Annotated in this window: 14 protein-coding genes; 11 read left to right on the top strand and 3 right to left on the bottom strand. The window is 68.5% G+C overall.

The genetic code is table 11. The features are described 5' to 3' along the window. Window positions 1–41: 41 nt before the first annotated feature. The 4 genes from ACFV6H_RS28510 to ACFV6H_RS28525 are packed head-to-tail and all read left to right on the top strand — an operon-like array spanning window position 42 to window position 3,954. On the top strand, window positions 42–1,163 hold the full coding sequence (locus ACFV6H_RS28510; RefSeq protein WP_385547584.1) for a zinc-binding dehydrogenase: 1,122 nt from the start codon (window positions 42–44) through the stop codon (window positions 1,161–1,163). Beyond that, a complete protein-coding gene (locus ACFV6H_RS28515) occupies window positions 1,160–1,891 on the top strand; it encodes a 4-carboxy-4-hydroxy-2-oxoadipate aldolase/oxaloacetate decarboxylase (RefSeq protein WP_385547587.1) in 732 nt (243 codons plus the stop codon). The genes ACFV6H_RS28510 and ACFV6H_RS28515 overlap by 4 nt, the downstream gene beginning before the upstream one ends. Window positions 1,892–1,929: 38 nt before the next feature. Further along, complete coding sequence (locus ACFV6H_RS28520) at window positions 1,930–2,952, top strand: amidohydrolase family protein (RefSeq protein WP_385547590.1); 1,023 nt, start codon at window positions 1,930–1,932, stop codon at window positions 2,950–2,952. A 9-nt stretch (window positions 2,953–2,961) separates the two neighbouring features. Next, on the top strand, window positions 2,962–3,954 hold the full coding sequence (locus ACFV6H_RS28525) for an ABC transporter substrate-binding protein (protein ID WP_385547593.1): 993 nt from the start codon (window positions 2,962–2,964) through the stop codon (window positions 3,952–3,954). A gap of 130 nt (window positions 3,955–4,084) precedes the next feature. Here ACFV6H_RS28525 and ACFV6H_RS28530 read toward each other — a convergent pair whose 3' ends face one another. Further along, window positions 4,085–5,362, bottom strand: coding sequence for an NAD(P)/FAD-dependent oxidoreductase (locus tag ACFV6H_RS28530; protein ID WP_385547596.1), 1,278 nt, complete (start codon window positions 5,360–5,362; stop codon window positions 4,085–4,087). A 525-nt stretch (window positions 5,363–5,887) separates the two neighbouring features. Here ACFV6H_RS28530 and ACFV6H_RS28535 point away from each other — a divergent pair. From ACFV6H_RS28535 to ACFV6H_RS28560, 6 genes are all read left to right on the top strand, one after another. Beyond that, window positions 5,888–7,546, top strand: coding sequence for an FAD-dependent oxidoreductase (locus ACFV6H_RS28535; RefSeq protein ID WP_385547599.1), 1,659 nt, complete (start codon window positions 5,888–5,890; stop codon window positions 7,544–7,546). A gap of 28 nt (window positions 7,547–7,574) precedes the next feature. Then, window positions 7,575–9,047, top strand: coding sequence for an ATP-binding protein (locus tag ACFV6H_RS28540; RefSeq protein WP_385547602.1), 1,473 nt, complete (start codon window positions 7,575–7,577; stop codon window positions 9,045–9,047). 107 nt (window positions 9,048–9,154) lie between these two features. Further along, window positions 9,155–9,736, top strand: a complete 582-nt coding sequence (locus tag ACFV6H_RS28545) for a hypothetical protein (RefSeq protein WP_385547605.1) — start codon at window positions 9,155–9,157, stop codon at window positions 9,734–9,736. 127 nt (window positions 9,737–9,863) lie between these two features. After that, window positions 9,864–10,700 (top strand): DUF4097 domain-containing protein, encoded by an 837-nt coding sequence (locus ACFV6H_RS28550; protein WP_385547608.1) that lies wholly within the window; start codon window positions 9,864–9,866, stop codon window positions 10,698–10,700. Window positions 10,701–10,805: 105 nt separating this feature from the next. After that, entirely contained in the window at window positions 10,806–11,804 is a 999-nt protein-coding gene (locus tag ACFV6H_RS28555) for an ATP-binding cassette domain-containing protein (protein WP_385547611.1), read from the top strand. After that, entirely contained in the window at window positions 11,801–12,592 is a 792-nt protein-coding gene (locus ACFV6H_RS28560) for an ABC transporter permease (RefSeq protein ID WP_385547614.1), read from the top strand. The genes ACFV6H_RS28555 and ACFV6H_RS28560 overlap by 4 nt, the downstream gene beginning before the upstream one ends. 102 nt (window positions 12,593–12,694) lie before the next feature. On the opposite strand, the gene ACFV6H_RS28565 is transcribed toward ACFV6H_RS28560, so the two are convergent. Both ACFV6H_RS28565 and ACFV6H_RS28570 read right to left on the bottom strand, forming a co-directional pair. Continuing rightward, the gene (locus ACFV6H_RS28565; protein WP_385547617.1) at window positions 12,695–13,669 is read right to left on the bottom strand and encodes a superoxide dismutase; all 975 of its coding nucleotides are present in this window, start codon (window positions 13,667–13,669) and stop codon (window positions 12,695–12,697) included. 158 nt (window positions 13,670–13,827) lie between these two features. Continuing rightward, on the bottom strand, window positions 13,828–15,225 hold the full coding sequence (locus tag ACFV6H_RS28570) for a geranylgeranyl reductase family protein (protein WP_385547620.1): 1,398 nt from the start codon (window positions 15,223–15,225) through the stop codon (window positions 13,828–13,830). A gap of 197 nt (window positions 15,226–15,422) precedes the next feature. Here ACFV6H_RS28570 and ACFV6H_RS28575 point away from each other — a divergent pair, with 197 nt between their 5' ends. Beyond that, complete coding sequence (locus tag ACFV6H_RS28575) at window positions 15,423–16,166, top strand: class I SAM-dependent DNA methyltransferase (protein WP_385547623.1); 744 nt, start codon at window positions 15,423–15,425, stop codon at window positions 16,164–16,166. Window positions 16,167–16,206: the final 40 nt, after the last annotated feature.

Genomic DNA, 16,206 nt, shown 5'->3' on the forward strand with positions numbered 1-16,206 from the left:
TAGTGTGGCCGCCCGACAGTCCCCGAGGGTGAGGAGAAACCATGGCGGAGCAGGTGCTGGCGGCGGTCAGGACCGCGCCGGGCACGACCGAGCTGCGCGAGTTCCCGATGCCGGACATTCCCGACGACGGGGCACTGCTCAAGGTCGAGGTCGCCGGAATCTGCGGCACGGACGTGAAGATGTACGCGAAGCCGCCGTTCGGCGATCCGGTGATCATGGGTCATGAGAACGTCGGTGTCATCGCCGCGGCCGGCCGTACCTTCACCGCGCGCCGAGGGCTTGCCGAGGGCGACCGTGTTTTTGTCGAGCACTATGTCGGATGCTTCCGCTGCGAGTGGTGCCACCAGGGCGAATACCGCCACTGCGAGGCCACCGACTGGCGGACCAATCCCGACGCGCGCCGCTACGGCTACACCTCGGCGAGCAATCCGTACCACCTCTGGGGCGGCTTCTCGCAGTATCTGTATCTGCCGTGGAACGCGGTGATCCACCGGGTGCCGGACGGTGTCTCCGCCGAACTCGCGGGCCTGGTCACGCCCTTGTCGAACGGTATCGAGTGGGCCCTGGTCACCGCGGGTGTCGGCTATGCCTCGACGGTGCTCATCCAGGGCCCCGGACAGCAGGGCCTGTCCCAGGTCGTCGCCTGCAAGCAGGCGGGCGCCTCGCTCGTCATCGTCACCGGCACTACTCAGGACGCCGCGCGGCTGGACCTCGCCAGGGAGCTGGGCGCCGACCATGTCATCGACGTCCGCAAGGAGGACGCCCTCGCCCGGGTGCTGGAGATCACCGGTGGCCGTGGCGTCGATGTGGTGCTGGACTGTACGGCCGGTGCCGGCACCGCTCCCGTACTCCTCGGTGTCGACGCGCTCAAGCGCCGGGAGGGCACGATGGTGGTCCAGGGAGAGCTGGCGGCCTTCCCCGACTTCCCGCTGAAGAAGATCACCGAGAAGTCCATCAGTGTCAGAAGCGCCCGAGGCCACAGCTACCGCTCCTGCGAACTCGCCCTGGAACAGCTCGCCTCGGGCCGCTTCCCGCTGGAGCGGCTGAGCACCCACAGCTTCGGCCTCGCCGATACCGACCGTGCCATCAGGACCGTCGGCGGTGAGTACGGCGAGGGCGTCGTCCATGTGTCCCTGCTGCCCTGGGCGGAGGCGGCGGCATGAGCGTGGTGGTGCGCAATCCCCGCCGTGCGGACCGGGCGAGCGCCGACGGGCTCGCCGCGTACGGTGTCGCCACCGTGCACGAGGCTCAGTCGCGCACCGGACTGCTGTCACCGGCCCTGCGCCCGGTCTACCGGGGCGCGCATATCGCGGGCACGGCGGTGACGGTCAGTGTGCCGCCGGCGGACAACTGGATGCTTCATGTCGCGGTGGAGCAGTGCCGGGAAGGGGACATCCTTGTCGTCGCGCCCACCTCACCGTCCGAGGCGGGCTACTTCGGCGAACTGCTCGCCACCGCCGTCGCCTCCCGTGGCGTCCGGGGCGCGGTCATCGACGCCGGCTGCCGGGATGTGGCCGAGCTGGAGCGGATGGGCTTTCCGGTGTGGGCACGGCACATCTGCGCGTACGGCACGGTGAAGGAGACCTTGGGCGATGTCAATGTCCCGGTGGTCTGCGGCGGTCAGCGGGTGGAGCCCGGAGATGTGATTGTCGCCGACGACGACGGTGTGGTGGTCGTGCCCCGGCTCGACGCCGCGCGGGTGCTGGAGGCGTCGCGCGCGCGGGAGGAGAAGGAGGCCGTCTCACGTGCCCGGTACGAGAGCGGTGAACTCAGCCTCGATGTCCACGCCATGCGCGAGCGGCTGGCACGCAAGGGACTGACGTATGTCGATCAGGCACCCGAGGCACCTGAGGCGCCCGACCAGGCGCCCGATCAGGCGCCCGGCGACTGAGGCGCAGGCCGAGCAACGAGGACGAGGACCACATATCGATGATCATCGACTGTCACGGCCACTACACCACCACACCGCCTCAGCATCAGCGGTTCCGCGACGCCCAGCTCGCCCGGCTCCGGGACGCCGCGCTGCCGCTGCCGGTGCCCGCCGCCATCGGCGACGACGAGATCAGGGAGAGCGTCGAGAACAACCAGCTCAAGGTGCTCCGAGCGCGAGGCGGTGATCTGCTGCTGTTCTCGCCCAAGGCATCGGGGATGGAGCACCATGTGCCCGATCCGGCCACGGCGCGCACATGGGCCCGCGTGAGCAACGACCTCGTCCATCGTGTGGTCGGTCTGTTCCCGCAGCACTTCGCCGGTGTGTGTCAGCTGCCGCAGGTGCCCGAAGGGCCGCTCGACGACTCGGTCGCGGAGCTGCGCCGATGCGTCACCGAACTCGGCTTCGTCGGCTGCAATCTCAATCCCGATCCGTCCGGCGGCCACTGGACCTCGCCGCCGCTCACCGACCCGTACTGGTTCCCGCTGTACGAGGCGATGGTGGAGCTGGACGTTCCCGCGATGATCCATGTCTCCACCTCCCACAACCCGAACTTCCATACGCTCGGGGCCCATTACCTCAACGCGGATACCTCGGTGTTCATGCAGCTCGTCGAGGGCGATCTGTTCGCCCGCTTCCCGAGGCTCCGCTTTGTGATTCCGCACGGCGGCGGCGCCGTGCCGTACCACTGGGGCCGCTACCGCGGTCTCGCCGTCCGGCTCGGCCGGCCCGATCCCGCCGAACTGCTGCGGGAGAACGTCTTCTTCGACACCTGTGTCTACCACCAGCCCGGCGTCGACCTGCTGTGCCAGGTCATCGGCGCCGACAACATCCTGTTCGCGTCCGAGATGCTGGGCGCCGTCCGCGGTGTCGATCCCGAGACCGGTATCGCCTGGGACGACACCAAGCGCTATCTCGACCGTACGGGGCTCTCCGAGCGTGAGCTCCGCAAGGTCTTCGAGGCGAACGCCCGGCGCGTCTATCCGCGACTCGGCGCCCGGCTGACCGCGGAAGGCAGGTAGTCCTCCACCATGTCCCGACTGCGTCTCACCTTTGCCTGTGGCGACTACGACCGTACCCGGGCCCTGGCCGAGGGCACGGTCCGTCCCGACGGTATCGATCTGACATATCTGCGGCTGCCCGTCGAGGAGACCTTCTTCCGGATGATGCGCCATCAGGAGTTCGAGGTGGCGGAGATGTCGCTCTCCTCGTATGTGCTCTCGCTGCGCGCCGATCCGTCGCCCTTTGTGGCCCTGCCCGTCTTCACCTCCCGGATGTTCCGGCACGGATCGCTGTACTGCCATGCCGACTCCGGTATCTCCTCGCCCGAGGACCTGCGCGGCAAGCGGATCGGCACTCCGGAGTACCAGCTCACCGCGTGTGTGTGGATGCGCGGCATTCTGGGGGACCGGCACGGGGTGCCGTTCGACTCGGTCAGCTATCTCACCGGCGGCCAGGAGACGGCCGGCCGGGTGGAGAAGGCCGCCGTCGCCCTTCCGGACTCGGTACGGATCAGCCGTATCCCCGAGGACAGGACGCTCTCCGCCATGCTGGCCGAGGGCGAGATCGACGCGCTGTGCACACCGCGTGTCCCGAGCCCGTTCGCCGCCGGGGACCCGCGGGTGCGGCGCGTGTTCGCCGATGTCGTCTCCAGTGAGAAGGAGTACTACCAGGCGACCGGAATCTTTCCGATCATGCATGTGGTGGTGATCAGACGGGATGTCTACGACCGCTACCCGTGGGTCGCGCAGTCGCTCAACAAGGCGCTGACCACGGCCAGGGACGAGGCGTACGCGAGTCTCTACGACACCTCGGCGCTGCGCTTCATGCTGCCGTGGCTGATTCCGCAGCTGGAGGAGGCCCGTGCCCTGCTCGGCAGGGACTACTGGTCCTACGGGATCCGGGACAACCGCGAAACCTTGGCCACCTTTCTGCGCTACCACCAGGAGCAGGGGCTCTCCGAGCGGCTGTGGACGCCGGAGGAGCTTTTCGCGCCGGAGTCACTGGAAGCAGCGGTCATCTGACGCACGACGTCCGGCGTGTGGCGCGTATGGCGAATGACCTATGGCGTATGACGCAGGCCCGGCCCCGTCTCCTCTCTCGGAGGACGGTGCCGGGCCTTGTCGGTGCCGAGCCTTGTAGGTGCTGCTGCTGTCAGGTCGGCAGTACCACATCCGTGCGGGTGACCAGGAGCGACTTCAGGGAGGCGGACGTATCGGCCGCCGCGCCGCGCTCGACGGTGGCGCCTCGGGTGAGCGCTCCGCGTACGGCCATATAGTCGGCCGGGCTGTTGACGGCGTCGATCGCCAGCAGACGGTCCTCCCGGTAGTAGAGGACGGAGAATTGCTCGCTGTCCGGCTCGCCGCGCACCACATAGTCGTCGTAGCCGGTGGAGAGACCGGCGATCTGGAGCTTCAGATCGCCCTGGTACGACCAGAACCACGGCACCGCGCGCGGGCCCGCCGGTCTGCCGAGAAGAGTCGCCGCCGCCACCGTGGCCTGGGCCACGGCGTTCTGTACGGACTCCAGCCGTACCCTGCCGAGCCCGGTCGTCGGATGCGGCTGCACCGTACAGTCACCCGCGGCGCAGACCGCCGGATCGCTGGTGCGGGCGTCGGCGTCGACGACGATGCCGTTGTCGCACTCCAGCCCGAGCCGCTCCGCGAGTTCGGTGCGCGGGACGACACCGACGCCGACGAGTACGAGATCGGCGGGCAGCCGTGTGCCGTCGGCGAGGTCCACGCCGGTCACCTGCCCGTCCGTCCCGGAGAAGGCGGTCACCGCGCCCGAGAGCAGGACGCGCGTCCCACGGCGTCGGTGCGCCCGCAGATAGAACTCGGAGAGAACGGGCGCCACGGCGCGCGCGAGCAGCCGGGGCGCGGCCTCGACCACGGTGACGTCCTTGCCGAGCGCCCTGGCCACCGCCGCCGCCTCAAGACCGATGAAACCTCCGCCCACCACCACGACGCGGGAGGCGGTCAGCAGCCGTGACCGCAGTCGGTCGGCGTCGTCACGGTCCCGCAGCACACAGATCCCGTCGAGGTCCGATCCGGGCACGGTGAGCCGTCGTGGCGCGGAACCGACGGTGAGCGCCAGCCGGTCGAACGGCAGAGTGCGTCCGGTGGCCGTCGTGGCGACACCGGATCCGGCGGGGCTGCCGACAGCAGATTCGGGCCGGGACACATCGGTCACGCGTTCACCGCAGATGAGATCGATCCCGGCGGATTCGTAGAAGCCGGGCACCCGAAAGTCCAGCGACCCGAGGTCCGCCTCGCCCGCCAGGAACTCCTTCGACAAGGGCGGTCGCTGATACGGGGGATGGGGCTCCTCGCCGACCAGGGTGATCGGCGCCGTGTCGCCCAACTGCCGCAGGGACACGGCGAGTTGCAGACCGGCCTGACTCGCGCCGACAATCAGTGTCCCCCCGCTCACCGAGGCCCCCAAGAGGCATACGGGAAAGATCGGGAGAAACACCGGGACGGGACCGGCATCCCGCGTTCCGTGTCCCGTCGGGGGCGGTGTCGCTGGTCTTCGGGCGGCATCGGGTGTCCTCTCCGGTCGAAGATCTCCCACTGAGGTTAAACTGTCATACCATTCTACCATCATCGCTCAAGGGGCCTCGCTCGCGCTTTCGTGGAACCGTAGAGCGGCTACCGCGGCGCCCCATGGAGTCTTCGACGGAGCGGGCGCCCCGTCCGATGTATACGTACCTGTGCTGCGCATGGTGACCATCCAGTCGCTCGTGCGGTGCCACAGGAGTTCCCTGTGACACCGAGCAGCGTTCCGGCAGCTGAGCGGCGGAGAAAGGCAGATCGGCCGTCCCGGACAACGCACCTCGCTGACCTGCGTGTTCAGCGCTGTCCCGGACAACCGTGCCGCTCGTACACTGGATGCCCAGGCCTCTTGAAGACGCCGCTGGTCCGGGAGGTCGTCCCATCCCCAGACGATGGTGGTGTCATGGCGAATCCGACGATCCTGACCGTTGACGACGATCCGGCGGTTTCCCGAGCCGTCGCCCGCGACATCCGGCGCCGGTACGGCGACCGGTACCGGGTCGTGCGCGCCGTCTCCGGAGCGGAGGCGCTCGAAGCGCTGCACGAGATCAAGCTGCGCGGCGAACGGCTCGCGGTCATGCTCGCCGACTACCGGATGCCGAAGATGAACGGCATCGAGTTCCTCGAAGAGGCGATGGACCTCTTCCCGCTCGCCCGGCGGGTGCTGCTGACGGCGTACGCGGACACCGGCGCCGCGATCGACGCGATCAATGTGGTCGATCTCGATCACTATCTGCTCAAACCGTGGAACCCGCCGGAGGAGCACCTCTATCCGGTGATCGACTCCCTGCTGGACGCCTGGGCGGCCACGCCCGACCCGACCGCCACCGAGACCCGGGTGGTGGGCCACCGCTGGTCCGCGCCGTCCTTCGCCGTACGCGACTTCCTCGCCCGCAATCTGGTGCCGTACCGATGGCTGCGGGCCGACGAGCCCGAGGGCGCACGTCTGCTGGCCGCCGCCGGAGTCACCGCGGCCGACGTGCCTCTGGTGGTCACCGCCGACGGCACCTCCCTGGTGGCGCCCGCCGAGAAGGAACTCGCCGCGCATGTCGGACTGAGCACCATGCCCACCGCCGACTTCTACGACCTCGTGGTGGTCGGCGGCGGCCCGGCCGGGCTGGGCGCCGCCGTGTACGGCGCGTCCGAGGGACTGCGTACGGTGCTGGTCGAGCGCGAGGCGACCGGCGGACAGGCGGGACAGAGCAGCCGGATCGACAACTATCTGGGATTTCCCGACGGCGTCTCCGGCTCACAGCTCACCGGCCGGGCCCGCCGCCAGGCGCTGAAGTTCGGGGCCGAGATCCTCAGCGCCCGGGAGGTCGTCGCCCTGGAGGCGGCCGGCTCCGGCAGGGTGCTGCGGTTCGGCGGCGGCGCTTCGATCACCGCGCATACGGTGGTGCTGGCCACGGGCGTCTCGTACCGCATGCTGGCGGCGCCCAGCCTGGAGCCGTTCACGGGCGCCGGGGTGTTCTACGGTTCCGCCGTCACCGAGGCGCCGACCTGCTCGGGCGACGAGGTGTACATGGTGGGCGGCGCCAACTCCGCCGGCCAGGCCGCCCTGCACTTCTCCCGCTACGCCAAGCGCGTGCACATGCTGATCCGGGGCGCCGATCTGGCCCGGTCGATGTCCACGTACCTGCTCGACCAGATCAGCACCATCGACAACATCGTCGTACATCCATGGACCGAGGTGGTCGGCGGGAAGGGCGACGGCCATCTGGAGCAGCTGACACTGCGGGACGCCCGGTCGGGCGCGGTGGACACGGTCGCCACCTCCTGGCTGTTCGTCTTCATCGGCGCGGAGCCGCGTACGGAGTGGCTGGACGGTGTGGTCGCGCGCGACGAGCGAGGTTTTGTCCTCACCGGTCCCGATCTGATCGCCGACGGGCAGCGCCCGGCCGACTGGTCCCTGCCCCGGGATCCGTACCACCTGGAGACCAGCGTGCCCGGGGTCTTCGCGGCCGGTGATGTCCGCGCCGCGTCCCTCAAGCGGGTCGCCTCCGCCGTCGGCGACGGCGCGATGGCCATCTCGCTGGTCCATCGTTACTTGGAGGCGCAATGACCAGCGATATGGGGAATTTGGAGGCGCAATGACCGCTTCGGACCGATTGGCGCCGGAGCAGGTGCGCACGCTGTTCCTGTTCGAGGCGCTCGACGACAGCCAGCTCGCGTGGCTGGCGGAGCGCGGCAGGGTGGAGCAGCGCGAGGGCGGCAGCGCCGTCTACAACGAGGGCGAACCGGCCACCTGCTTCTTCGTACTGCTCAGCGGCGCGGTGACGCTCAGCCGACGGTTGCACGGCGACGACATCGAGGTCTCCAGGACCGACCGGCGAGGTGTTTACGGCGGCGCGACGCAGGCGTATCTGGGCGACCGAGTGGCGCAGGTGTATCCGAACACCCTGCGGGCCGTCAGTGACGCGGAGTTCTTCGTGCTGCCGGCCGACGAGTTCGCCGACGCGATGCGCAGCTGGTTCCCGATGGCCCTCCATCTGCTGGAAGGACTGTTCTTCGGCACGCGCGCGGCGGACACGGTGATGGGCGAGCGGGAGCGGCTGGTCGCGCTCGGCGCGCTGTCCGCCGGGCTGACCCATGAGCTGAACAACCCGGCCGCGGCGGCGGTACGAGCGACCGAGGCGCTGCGCGAACGGGTGACCGGTATGCGCCACAAGCTCGCGATGATCGCGGACGGACGACTGGACGGCACCCGGCTGCGCGGCCTGGTGGAACTCCAGGAAGCGGCGGTCAAACAGGCCGCCGCGGCATCTCCGCTGTCGGCGCTGGACGCCGCCGACGCCGAGGACGAACTCGGCGACTGGCTGGAGGAGCACAGGGTGGCCAGTCCCTGGGATCTCGCTCCGATCCTGGTGTCGGGAGGAGTGGGTGTGCCCTGGCTGTCGATGGTCGCGGAGACGGTTGGCGACGAGCATCTGGACTCGGCGGTGCGCTGGCTCGCGTACACCATCGACTCCGAGCTCCTGATGGGCGAGATCGACGACGCCGTGACCAGGGTCTCCGACCTGGTGGGCGCGGCGAAGCAGTACTCCCAGCTCGACCGGGCGCCTCACCGAACGGTGGATGTGCACACCCTGCTCGATGCCACGCTGACCATGCTGAAGGGAAAGATCCCGGCCGGTATCCGGGTGGTCAAGGAGTACGACCGTGAGCTGCCGTCGATCCCGGCGTTCGGCGCCGAGCTGAACCAGGTGTGGACCAACCTGATCGACAACGCGGTCGACGCCATGGGCGACAAGGGCACGCTCACTCTGCGCACTCGGCGGGCGGGCGAGCGGTTGCTCGTGGAGGTGGCCGACACCGGAGCCGGTATCCCGCCTGAGGTCAGGCCGCGGATCTTCGAGCCCTTCTTCACCACCAAGTCCGTGGGCGACGGCACCGGCCTCGGCCTGGACATCTCGTACCGCATTGTGGTCAACAAGCACCGCGGCGACATCAGGGTGGAGTCCCGGCCGGGCGACACCCGGTTCCAGGTCCTGCTGCCGATCACTCAGGCCCCGCCCGCGGATCTCGCGGATCCCACGGGTCCCTCCGATCTCGCGGAGGGCTGAGGCAGCGTCCTTCGTGCGGCGTGTGGCGTCCTGCGTGTGGCACGACGGCGCAAGCATGGCGCCACTATGGCTCGACTGTGGCGCCATGTGTGTGCCATGATGGCGCTATGGATCTCACGCCGTATGTCGGCAATCTCCGGCATGAGCTGGCCGTCGCCGCGGAAGCGGGCGGGGACGAGGCGCGCGCACTGGCCGAGCGGCTCACCGCGCCCTTGGAATCGGCCGCCCGGCTCACCCTGCTGAACGCGCTGTCCGCCGCCATGGAAGAAGTCACCCGAGAGCTGGCACCGGGCTCGGTGGACGTACGGTTGCGCGGGCTCGATCCCGAGTTCGTGGTGACACCACCGCCGGCGCCGGAGCCGTACGAGGAAGACGCCGAGGAGTACGAGAGCGCACCGGGCGGTGTGGCCGCGCCCGCACCGCACGTGTCCGTACCCGCTCCCGTTGTTTCAGCCGCTTCGGCCGTCTCGGACGGAGACGAGGGCGGGATGGCGCGTATCAACTTCCGTCTTCCCGCTCATCTCAAGGCCCGGGTCGAGGACGCCGCGGGACAGGAGGGCCTCTCGGTCAACGCCTGGCTGGTACGGGCCGTCGCCACGGCCCTGGAACCCGCCGCCGAGGGTGGTGGCCGACCTGCCGGCCGCAGCCGCCATCGAGGCCAGAAGGGCTATACGGGCTGGGTCCGCTGATCCCGGCCCCGGCGCCCGGCCCGTATGTCCTAGCCAGCGCAACATCACACCACTTCTCTCTCCGTTGTCGCCATTCACCCGCTCTGCCGGCGGGAACGCACACCACAGCCATGAGGACGGGACAGCCATGCCCAGTTTCGACACACCCGAGCCCATCTCGGTCATCCTTGAATTCGACGTCGGGACCGCCCGGATCACCGCGAGCGAGCGGAAGGACACGGTCGTCGAGATCCTGCCGGGCGACGGAGCCGACGAAGGCGACGTACGGGCCGCGCGCCAGGCCGAAGTCACCTGCTCGGACGGCACGTTGCTGGTCAAGGGCCCCAAGAAGCGCTCCCTGTTCGGCCGGAGCGGCTCGCTCGACATCAGTATCGAGCTGCCGGCCGGATCCGACGTTCAAGGCACCGCGCCCTTGGCGGACTTCATCTGCGAGGGCCCTCTCGGGCAGTGCAGGATCAAGACCTCGGCCGGCGACATCCGGGTCGGTGAGGCCGGAACCGTACATCTGAAGACCGGTCTCGGCGATATCCGCCTGGCCCGCGCGGCGGGAGACGCCGAGATCACCGGCGCGGGCCGCGTCGACATCGGCAGCATCACGGGCGCGGCGACGATCAAGAATCTCAACGGCGAGACCACGATCGGTGAGGTCACCGGCGATCTGCGGGCGGCCTCCTCCAACGGCCCGATCTCCGTCGGTGCCGCGCAGGCCGGAGTCGACGCCAAGTCCGCCAACGGCGCCATCAGGATCGGCGAAGCGGCGCGCGGCCGGATCGTGCTCCAGACCGGCGCCGGTGACCTCGAAGTCGGTATCCGTGAGTCCACCGCCGCCTGGCTCGATGTGAACACCCGTCTGGGCCATGTGCGTAACTCCCTCAGCTCCGCCGAGGGTCCCGGGCCCTCGGACGAGACCGTCGAGGTCCGTGCCCGTACCGGGCTGGGCGACATCGTGATCCGCCGCTCCTGACCTCCGTGTCTCTCTGTACGTCTCCGCATCCGCAGATGCTTCTTCTTCGTTTTCTCCTCCTCCTTCTCCTCACCCGTCCGCACCGCAGATAGGGACCCGACTGCCATGACCGCGTCTCCCGCGTCTCTCGAATCCGGCCTCCCACCGGCGATCACCGCCGTCGGCCTGTCCAAGTCCTTCGGCGACAAGGTGGTGCTCGACGGCATCGATCTGCACACCCCGCAGGGCACGGTCTTCGCGCTGCTCGGCCCCAACGGCGCAGGCAAGACGACCGCCGTGCAGATCCTCTCCACGCTCATTCCCGCGAGCGCCGGCGTGGCGCGTGTCGCGGGCCACGATCTGGCCGGCGAGGCCGATGCCGTACGCGCCACGATCGGTGTCACCGGCCAGTTCTCGGCGGTGGACAATCTGCTCACCGCCGAGGAGAACCTGATCCTCATGGCGGACCTGCACCATCTCGACCGCCGCGAGGGCCGACGGCGCACCGCCGCACTGCTGGACCGCTTCGGACTGACCGACGCTGCCACCAAGCCCGTTGTCACCTTCTCGGGCGGTATGCGGCGCAAGCTCGATCTCGCGATGACGCTGGTCGGCGATCCGCGCATCATCTTCCTGGACGAGCCGACGACCGGACTCGACCCGCGCAGCCGCCGCACCATGTGGGAGATCATCCGAGGCCTGGTCGCCGACGACGGCGTCACGATCTTCCTGACGACGCAGTATCTGGAGGAGGCCGACCAGCTCGCCGACCGTATCGCCGTTCTGGACCACGGGAAACTGGTCGCGGAAGGCACTGCGGACGAGCTGAAGCGCCGTATCCCCGGAGGCCACATCAGCCTACGGTTCGCCGACACGAGCGGACTCGAATCGGCCGCCGCGCTGTTCCCGTCCGTGAAACGTGACACCGAGGCGCTCACCCTCCAGATCCCCGGTGACGGCAGCGTTCCCACGCTGCGGGCCGTCCTCGATGTCCTGGACCACGCGTCGGTGGAGGCAGAGGCGCTCACCGTACACACGCCCGATCTCGACGATGTCTTTCTGACCCTGACCGGCCGGCCCCAGCAGGGCGACACGGCCAACTCCCTGAAGGAGTACGCCCGATGAGCAGCCTGTCCTACGCCGTCAGCGATTCGATGACGATGCTTCGGCGCAATCTGAAGCACGCACAGCGCTACCCGTCCATGACGGTCTCGGTCGTCGCGCTGCCCGTCATGATGCTCCTGCTCTTCAACTACGTCTTCGGCGGCGCCCTCGGCGTCGGCATCGGCGGTACGGCGGGCGGCGGCACCGAGTACATCGACTATGTGGCGCCCGGCATCATTCTGATGGCCGCGACCTCCGGAGCCCTGGTCACGGCCGTCGGTGTGTGCGTCGACATGACCGAAGGCATCGTCAACCGGTTCCGTACGATGGCGATCTCACGCGCGTCCTTCCTGACCGGCCATGTCGTCGGCAGTGTGATACAGACACTGGTCAGCATCGCGCTCGTCATCGGAGTGGCGCTGCTCATGGGCTTCCGGCCCAATGCCACTCCCGCCGAATGGATCGCGGCCTCCGGCCTTCTCGCCCTGCTCACGCTGGCGCTGACCTGGCTCTCGGCCGCGATCGGCCTGGTGGCCAAGACTCCGGAGACCGCCAGCAATATGCCCATGCCGCTGCAGTTCCTTCCGTTCGTCGGCAGCGCCATCGTCCCGCCGGAGTCCATGCCCACGGGGCTGCGCTGGTTCGCCGAGTACCAGCCCTTCACACCGATCATCGAGACACTGCGCGGCCTGCTGATGGGCACGGAGATCGGCAACAGCGGCCCGATCGCCCTCGCCTGGTGCGCCGGCCTCACCCTGACCGGCTACCTGTGGGCGCGAACGGCCTTCCACCGCGATGCCAGGCGCTAGCTTCAGGCCTTCTGCCCTCTGCCTTCTGACGGCCGGGCGCCGGACGCCGGACGGGCTGATCGGATCGCGGCCCGTCCGGCCATCGGGCGCTGCTCAGGTGCGTCAGGGGTGGACGCGCTTCACGGACACGACGTCGTAGTCCGTCTCCGGCGTCGGTTCTGTCACATCGAAACGGGCGTTGGGCAGATAGATACGGTCCTTCCAGACGGCGGCCGTCGTGGGGACCCGGAAGTGCTCGGGGTCGGTGATCCGGGTGATGGCCGTGCCCTTCGTACCGGCGTCGTTGAGCCGCAGCACATCGATGGCGTTCTGCCGTTGCTGTACGACATAGAGCGTGCGGCCGAGGAGGAGCAGGCCGTCACCGTTCGGCAGCAAGGTCGGGCCGATGTCCACGGTGCGCGCCACGCCGGTGCGCGGATCGACCCGCATCAGACTGCCGCCGCCCGCGAAGTCATTCACCACGAGCAGCGCCCGGCCGTCCGGTGTCGTGGTGATGCCGTTGGCGGTGATGACCGTCCCCTGAACCCAGTCACCGGTCAGCGGCACGGTGATGACTTGGTCTCCCGGCTCCCCGCGTCGGCCCAGCGGCAGTTTGTACAACTGCGGTTCGAACGAGTCGGTGAACCAGGCGGCATCGGGCGTCAGGAACACATCGTTGACCAGCGTGACGTCCGTGCCCACGGTGAAGGTCTTTGTGATCCTGCCCGTACGCAGGTCGGCGACCCGGATCTCGCCGCTCGCCCCGCCGCACAGGAACAGCCTGCCCCAGGCATCGATTTTGAGCCCGGTCACGGGGTGTTCGGGACCGAGCCCCTGAATGATCACCCGACCGCGACCGGTCGCGAGGCTCGCGCGGTACACGTCGCCGCGCGCGATCGAGCCGAAGTAGGCGTACGGCTCCGAGCCGATGGTGATGCCCTCGGGCCGGAAGCCGTTCGGCAGAGGAAAACCGGCGGGCCATCGGTTCCCGGTGGCCCCCGTGGCGGCTGCCGTACCGCCCAGCGGACCCAGAAGCGCCGCGCCACCGACGGCGGCGGCTGCTCCCAACAAGCTCCGGCGTGCGAAGGAACGTTGCATGACAGGCGTCCTTCCAAGGAAATGAGGTGCGTCCCTCACACCCCATCACACGCCCTGGCCACATACCGGGATTGGCCGGATCACACACAACAGCACGGCTCAATACCGGACACCCGTACCCGCAACCGATCGACGGAGCAGCGCCGCGGGCGAGTTTCTCAGCGGCGGACCGTCCGTGGTGACGGGACCAGGCGGACGATCGTGTTGAGTACATGGTCGATCATGTCCTGCGAGGGCTTGTCGGTGAGGTTGGCGAGCAGGCGGGCCAGCGTCTTGAGCAGGAAGGGCGAGCCCATGACGTAGCGGTTGAGGACCGGCTGGAAGCCCGAGCGGCTGAAGACGAGGTCGGCGGCGGCGTTGCCGAGACGGTAGTAGCGTCCCCAGCGGCGGTTCATCTCGACCGGGTAGTGGTGCAGCGCGCGCTCCCGCCTCGGTCCCTGAGGAAGAGCCAGCGCCAGCGCGGCGCTCTCCGCCGCGACCTCACCGGCTTCCATGGCCTGGCCGATGCCCTCACCGTTCCACGGGCTGATCATCCCGCCCGAGTCGCCGACCAGAATCAGCCCGCGGGTGTACAGCGGATGACGGTTGAAACCGAGAGGCAGAGCCGCGCTTCTGACAGGGCCGCCGGCGTTCTCGTCACGTAGTCCCCACGCACGAGGCGTACGGGCCAGCCATTGCGCCAACGCGGCCCGCAGATCCGCTTTTCCGTACCGTCGATGAGGCAGCGCGCCGAGCCCTACATTGACCCGGCCGTCACCCATCGGAAAGATCCAGCCGTATCCGGGCAGATAGCGGTCGCTCCCGGGAAAACGGAGATCGGCCCAGAGCTCCAGATACTCCTCCTGAGAACGCTCGGCACTGTGGTAATAACGGCGAGCGGCCGTCGCTATCTGCCTGCTTTTGTCCCGCTCCAAGCCCATGGCGAGGGCGAGCCGGGCGGATGCGCCGTCGGCGGCGATGACGATCGGCGCACGGTAGACCGCCGGTTCCTGCTCTCCGGCCACCGCGGAGGCGCCGGTCACGCCAGCCACGCCGGTCACGCCGATGATGCGACCGGCGCGATCGGTCACGGGATGCGTCACCTTCACCCCGCTGCGCAGCCGTGCCCCAGCGGCTACCGCGTTCTGCGCCAGGATGTCGTCGAAATCATGCCGACTGCGCGAGAGACCGAAATCCGGATAACTCCCCAGACCGGGCCAGTCGATATGCACCCGATGGTCTCCGGCCACCCAGCGCATTCCGCGTGAACGCATCCAGCCCGGGGAGTTGATATCGATGCCCATCCGAATGAGTTGGTACACCGCCCGCGGGGTCAGACCGTCTCCGCACACTTTCTCCCGAGGGAAGTGGGACTTCTCCAGCAGCAACACATCGACGCCCGCCTTCGCGAGATGAAAGGCGGCGGACGAGCCCGCAGGTCCCGCTCCCACCACGATCACCTCGGCCTCTTCCTTCGAGGCGACTTCCCCGGAGGCAATTTCCCCGGAGGGAACTTCCCCCGAGGTACGGCCGGGCTGTTCATCCGGTGAGGACCGGTCCGATGTCGTTTCCCTCATCGGGAACTCCCTTCCTGGGACAGCCGATGCCGCACCGAATACACAGACGCAGCCCTGTACATCATCATCGGCCATGGCACCTCGCTGCGCAGGCGTCCGCGTCCTTGAAGACCGAGGAGAGCGTCATCCGCCACCGCCGTGGAATCACCGGAAAAATGCCGAGTGCTGTGGATGTCCTCTGCAGTACGGTCCCGGCTATGGACGATCACGACGGCTACTTCGATGAGCGTGTTGCGGCGACGTACGACGATTCGTCAGGAGGCCCGTTCGAGCCGAGCGCCGTGGAGGCGACGGTCGACGTTCTGGCGGAATTCGCCGGTCAGGGCAGGGCACTTGAGCTGGGTATCGGTACGGGACGTATCGCGCTGCCTCTGTCACTCCGCGGTGTCCCGGTCCACGGCATCGACATGTCACAGGCGATGGTCGCCCGGCTGCGCGCCAAGCCGGGCGGCGACGCGATCGGTGTGACCATCGGTGACTTCGCGACGACGAAGGTGGACGGGACGTTCTCCGTCGCGTATCTGGTCTTCAACACGATCATGAATCTGACGACACAGGAGGCGCAGGTGGCGTGCTTCCGCAATGTCGCGGCCCATCTCGAACCCGGAGGGTGTTTCGTGATCGAGGTCATGATCCCCGAACTGCGAAGGCTGCCGCCCGGGCAGAACGCCGTACCGTTCCATGTGAGCCCTACGCAGTGGGCGTTCGACATCTATGACGACCTCGCCACCCAGACCATGAGTTCGAACTACATTGATGTTGTCGACGGCCGTGGCGAGTACCGATCCATTCCCTTCCGGTATGTCTGGCCGGCCGAACTCGATCTGATGGCCCAGCTTGCCGGGCTACGGCTGCGCGAGCGGTGGGAGGGATGGACGCGGGACGCGTTGACGAGCGAGAGCCGCCAGCATGTCTCGATCTGGGAGAAGCTTGCCGAATGAGCGCGAGCTGACGGGGGGTGAGACCGGCGACCACCGGCAG

This window comes from Streptomyces sp. NPDC059743, from assembly GCF_042732975.1.
In the GTDB taxonomy this organism is placed as follows: Bacteria; Actinomycetota; Actinomycetes; order Streptomycetales; family Streptomycetaceae; genus Streptomyces.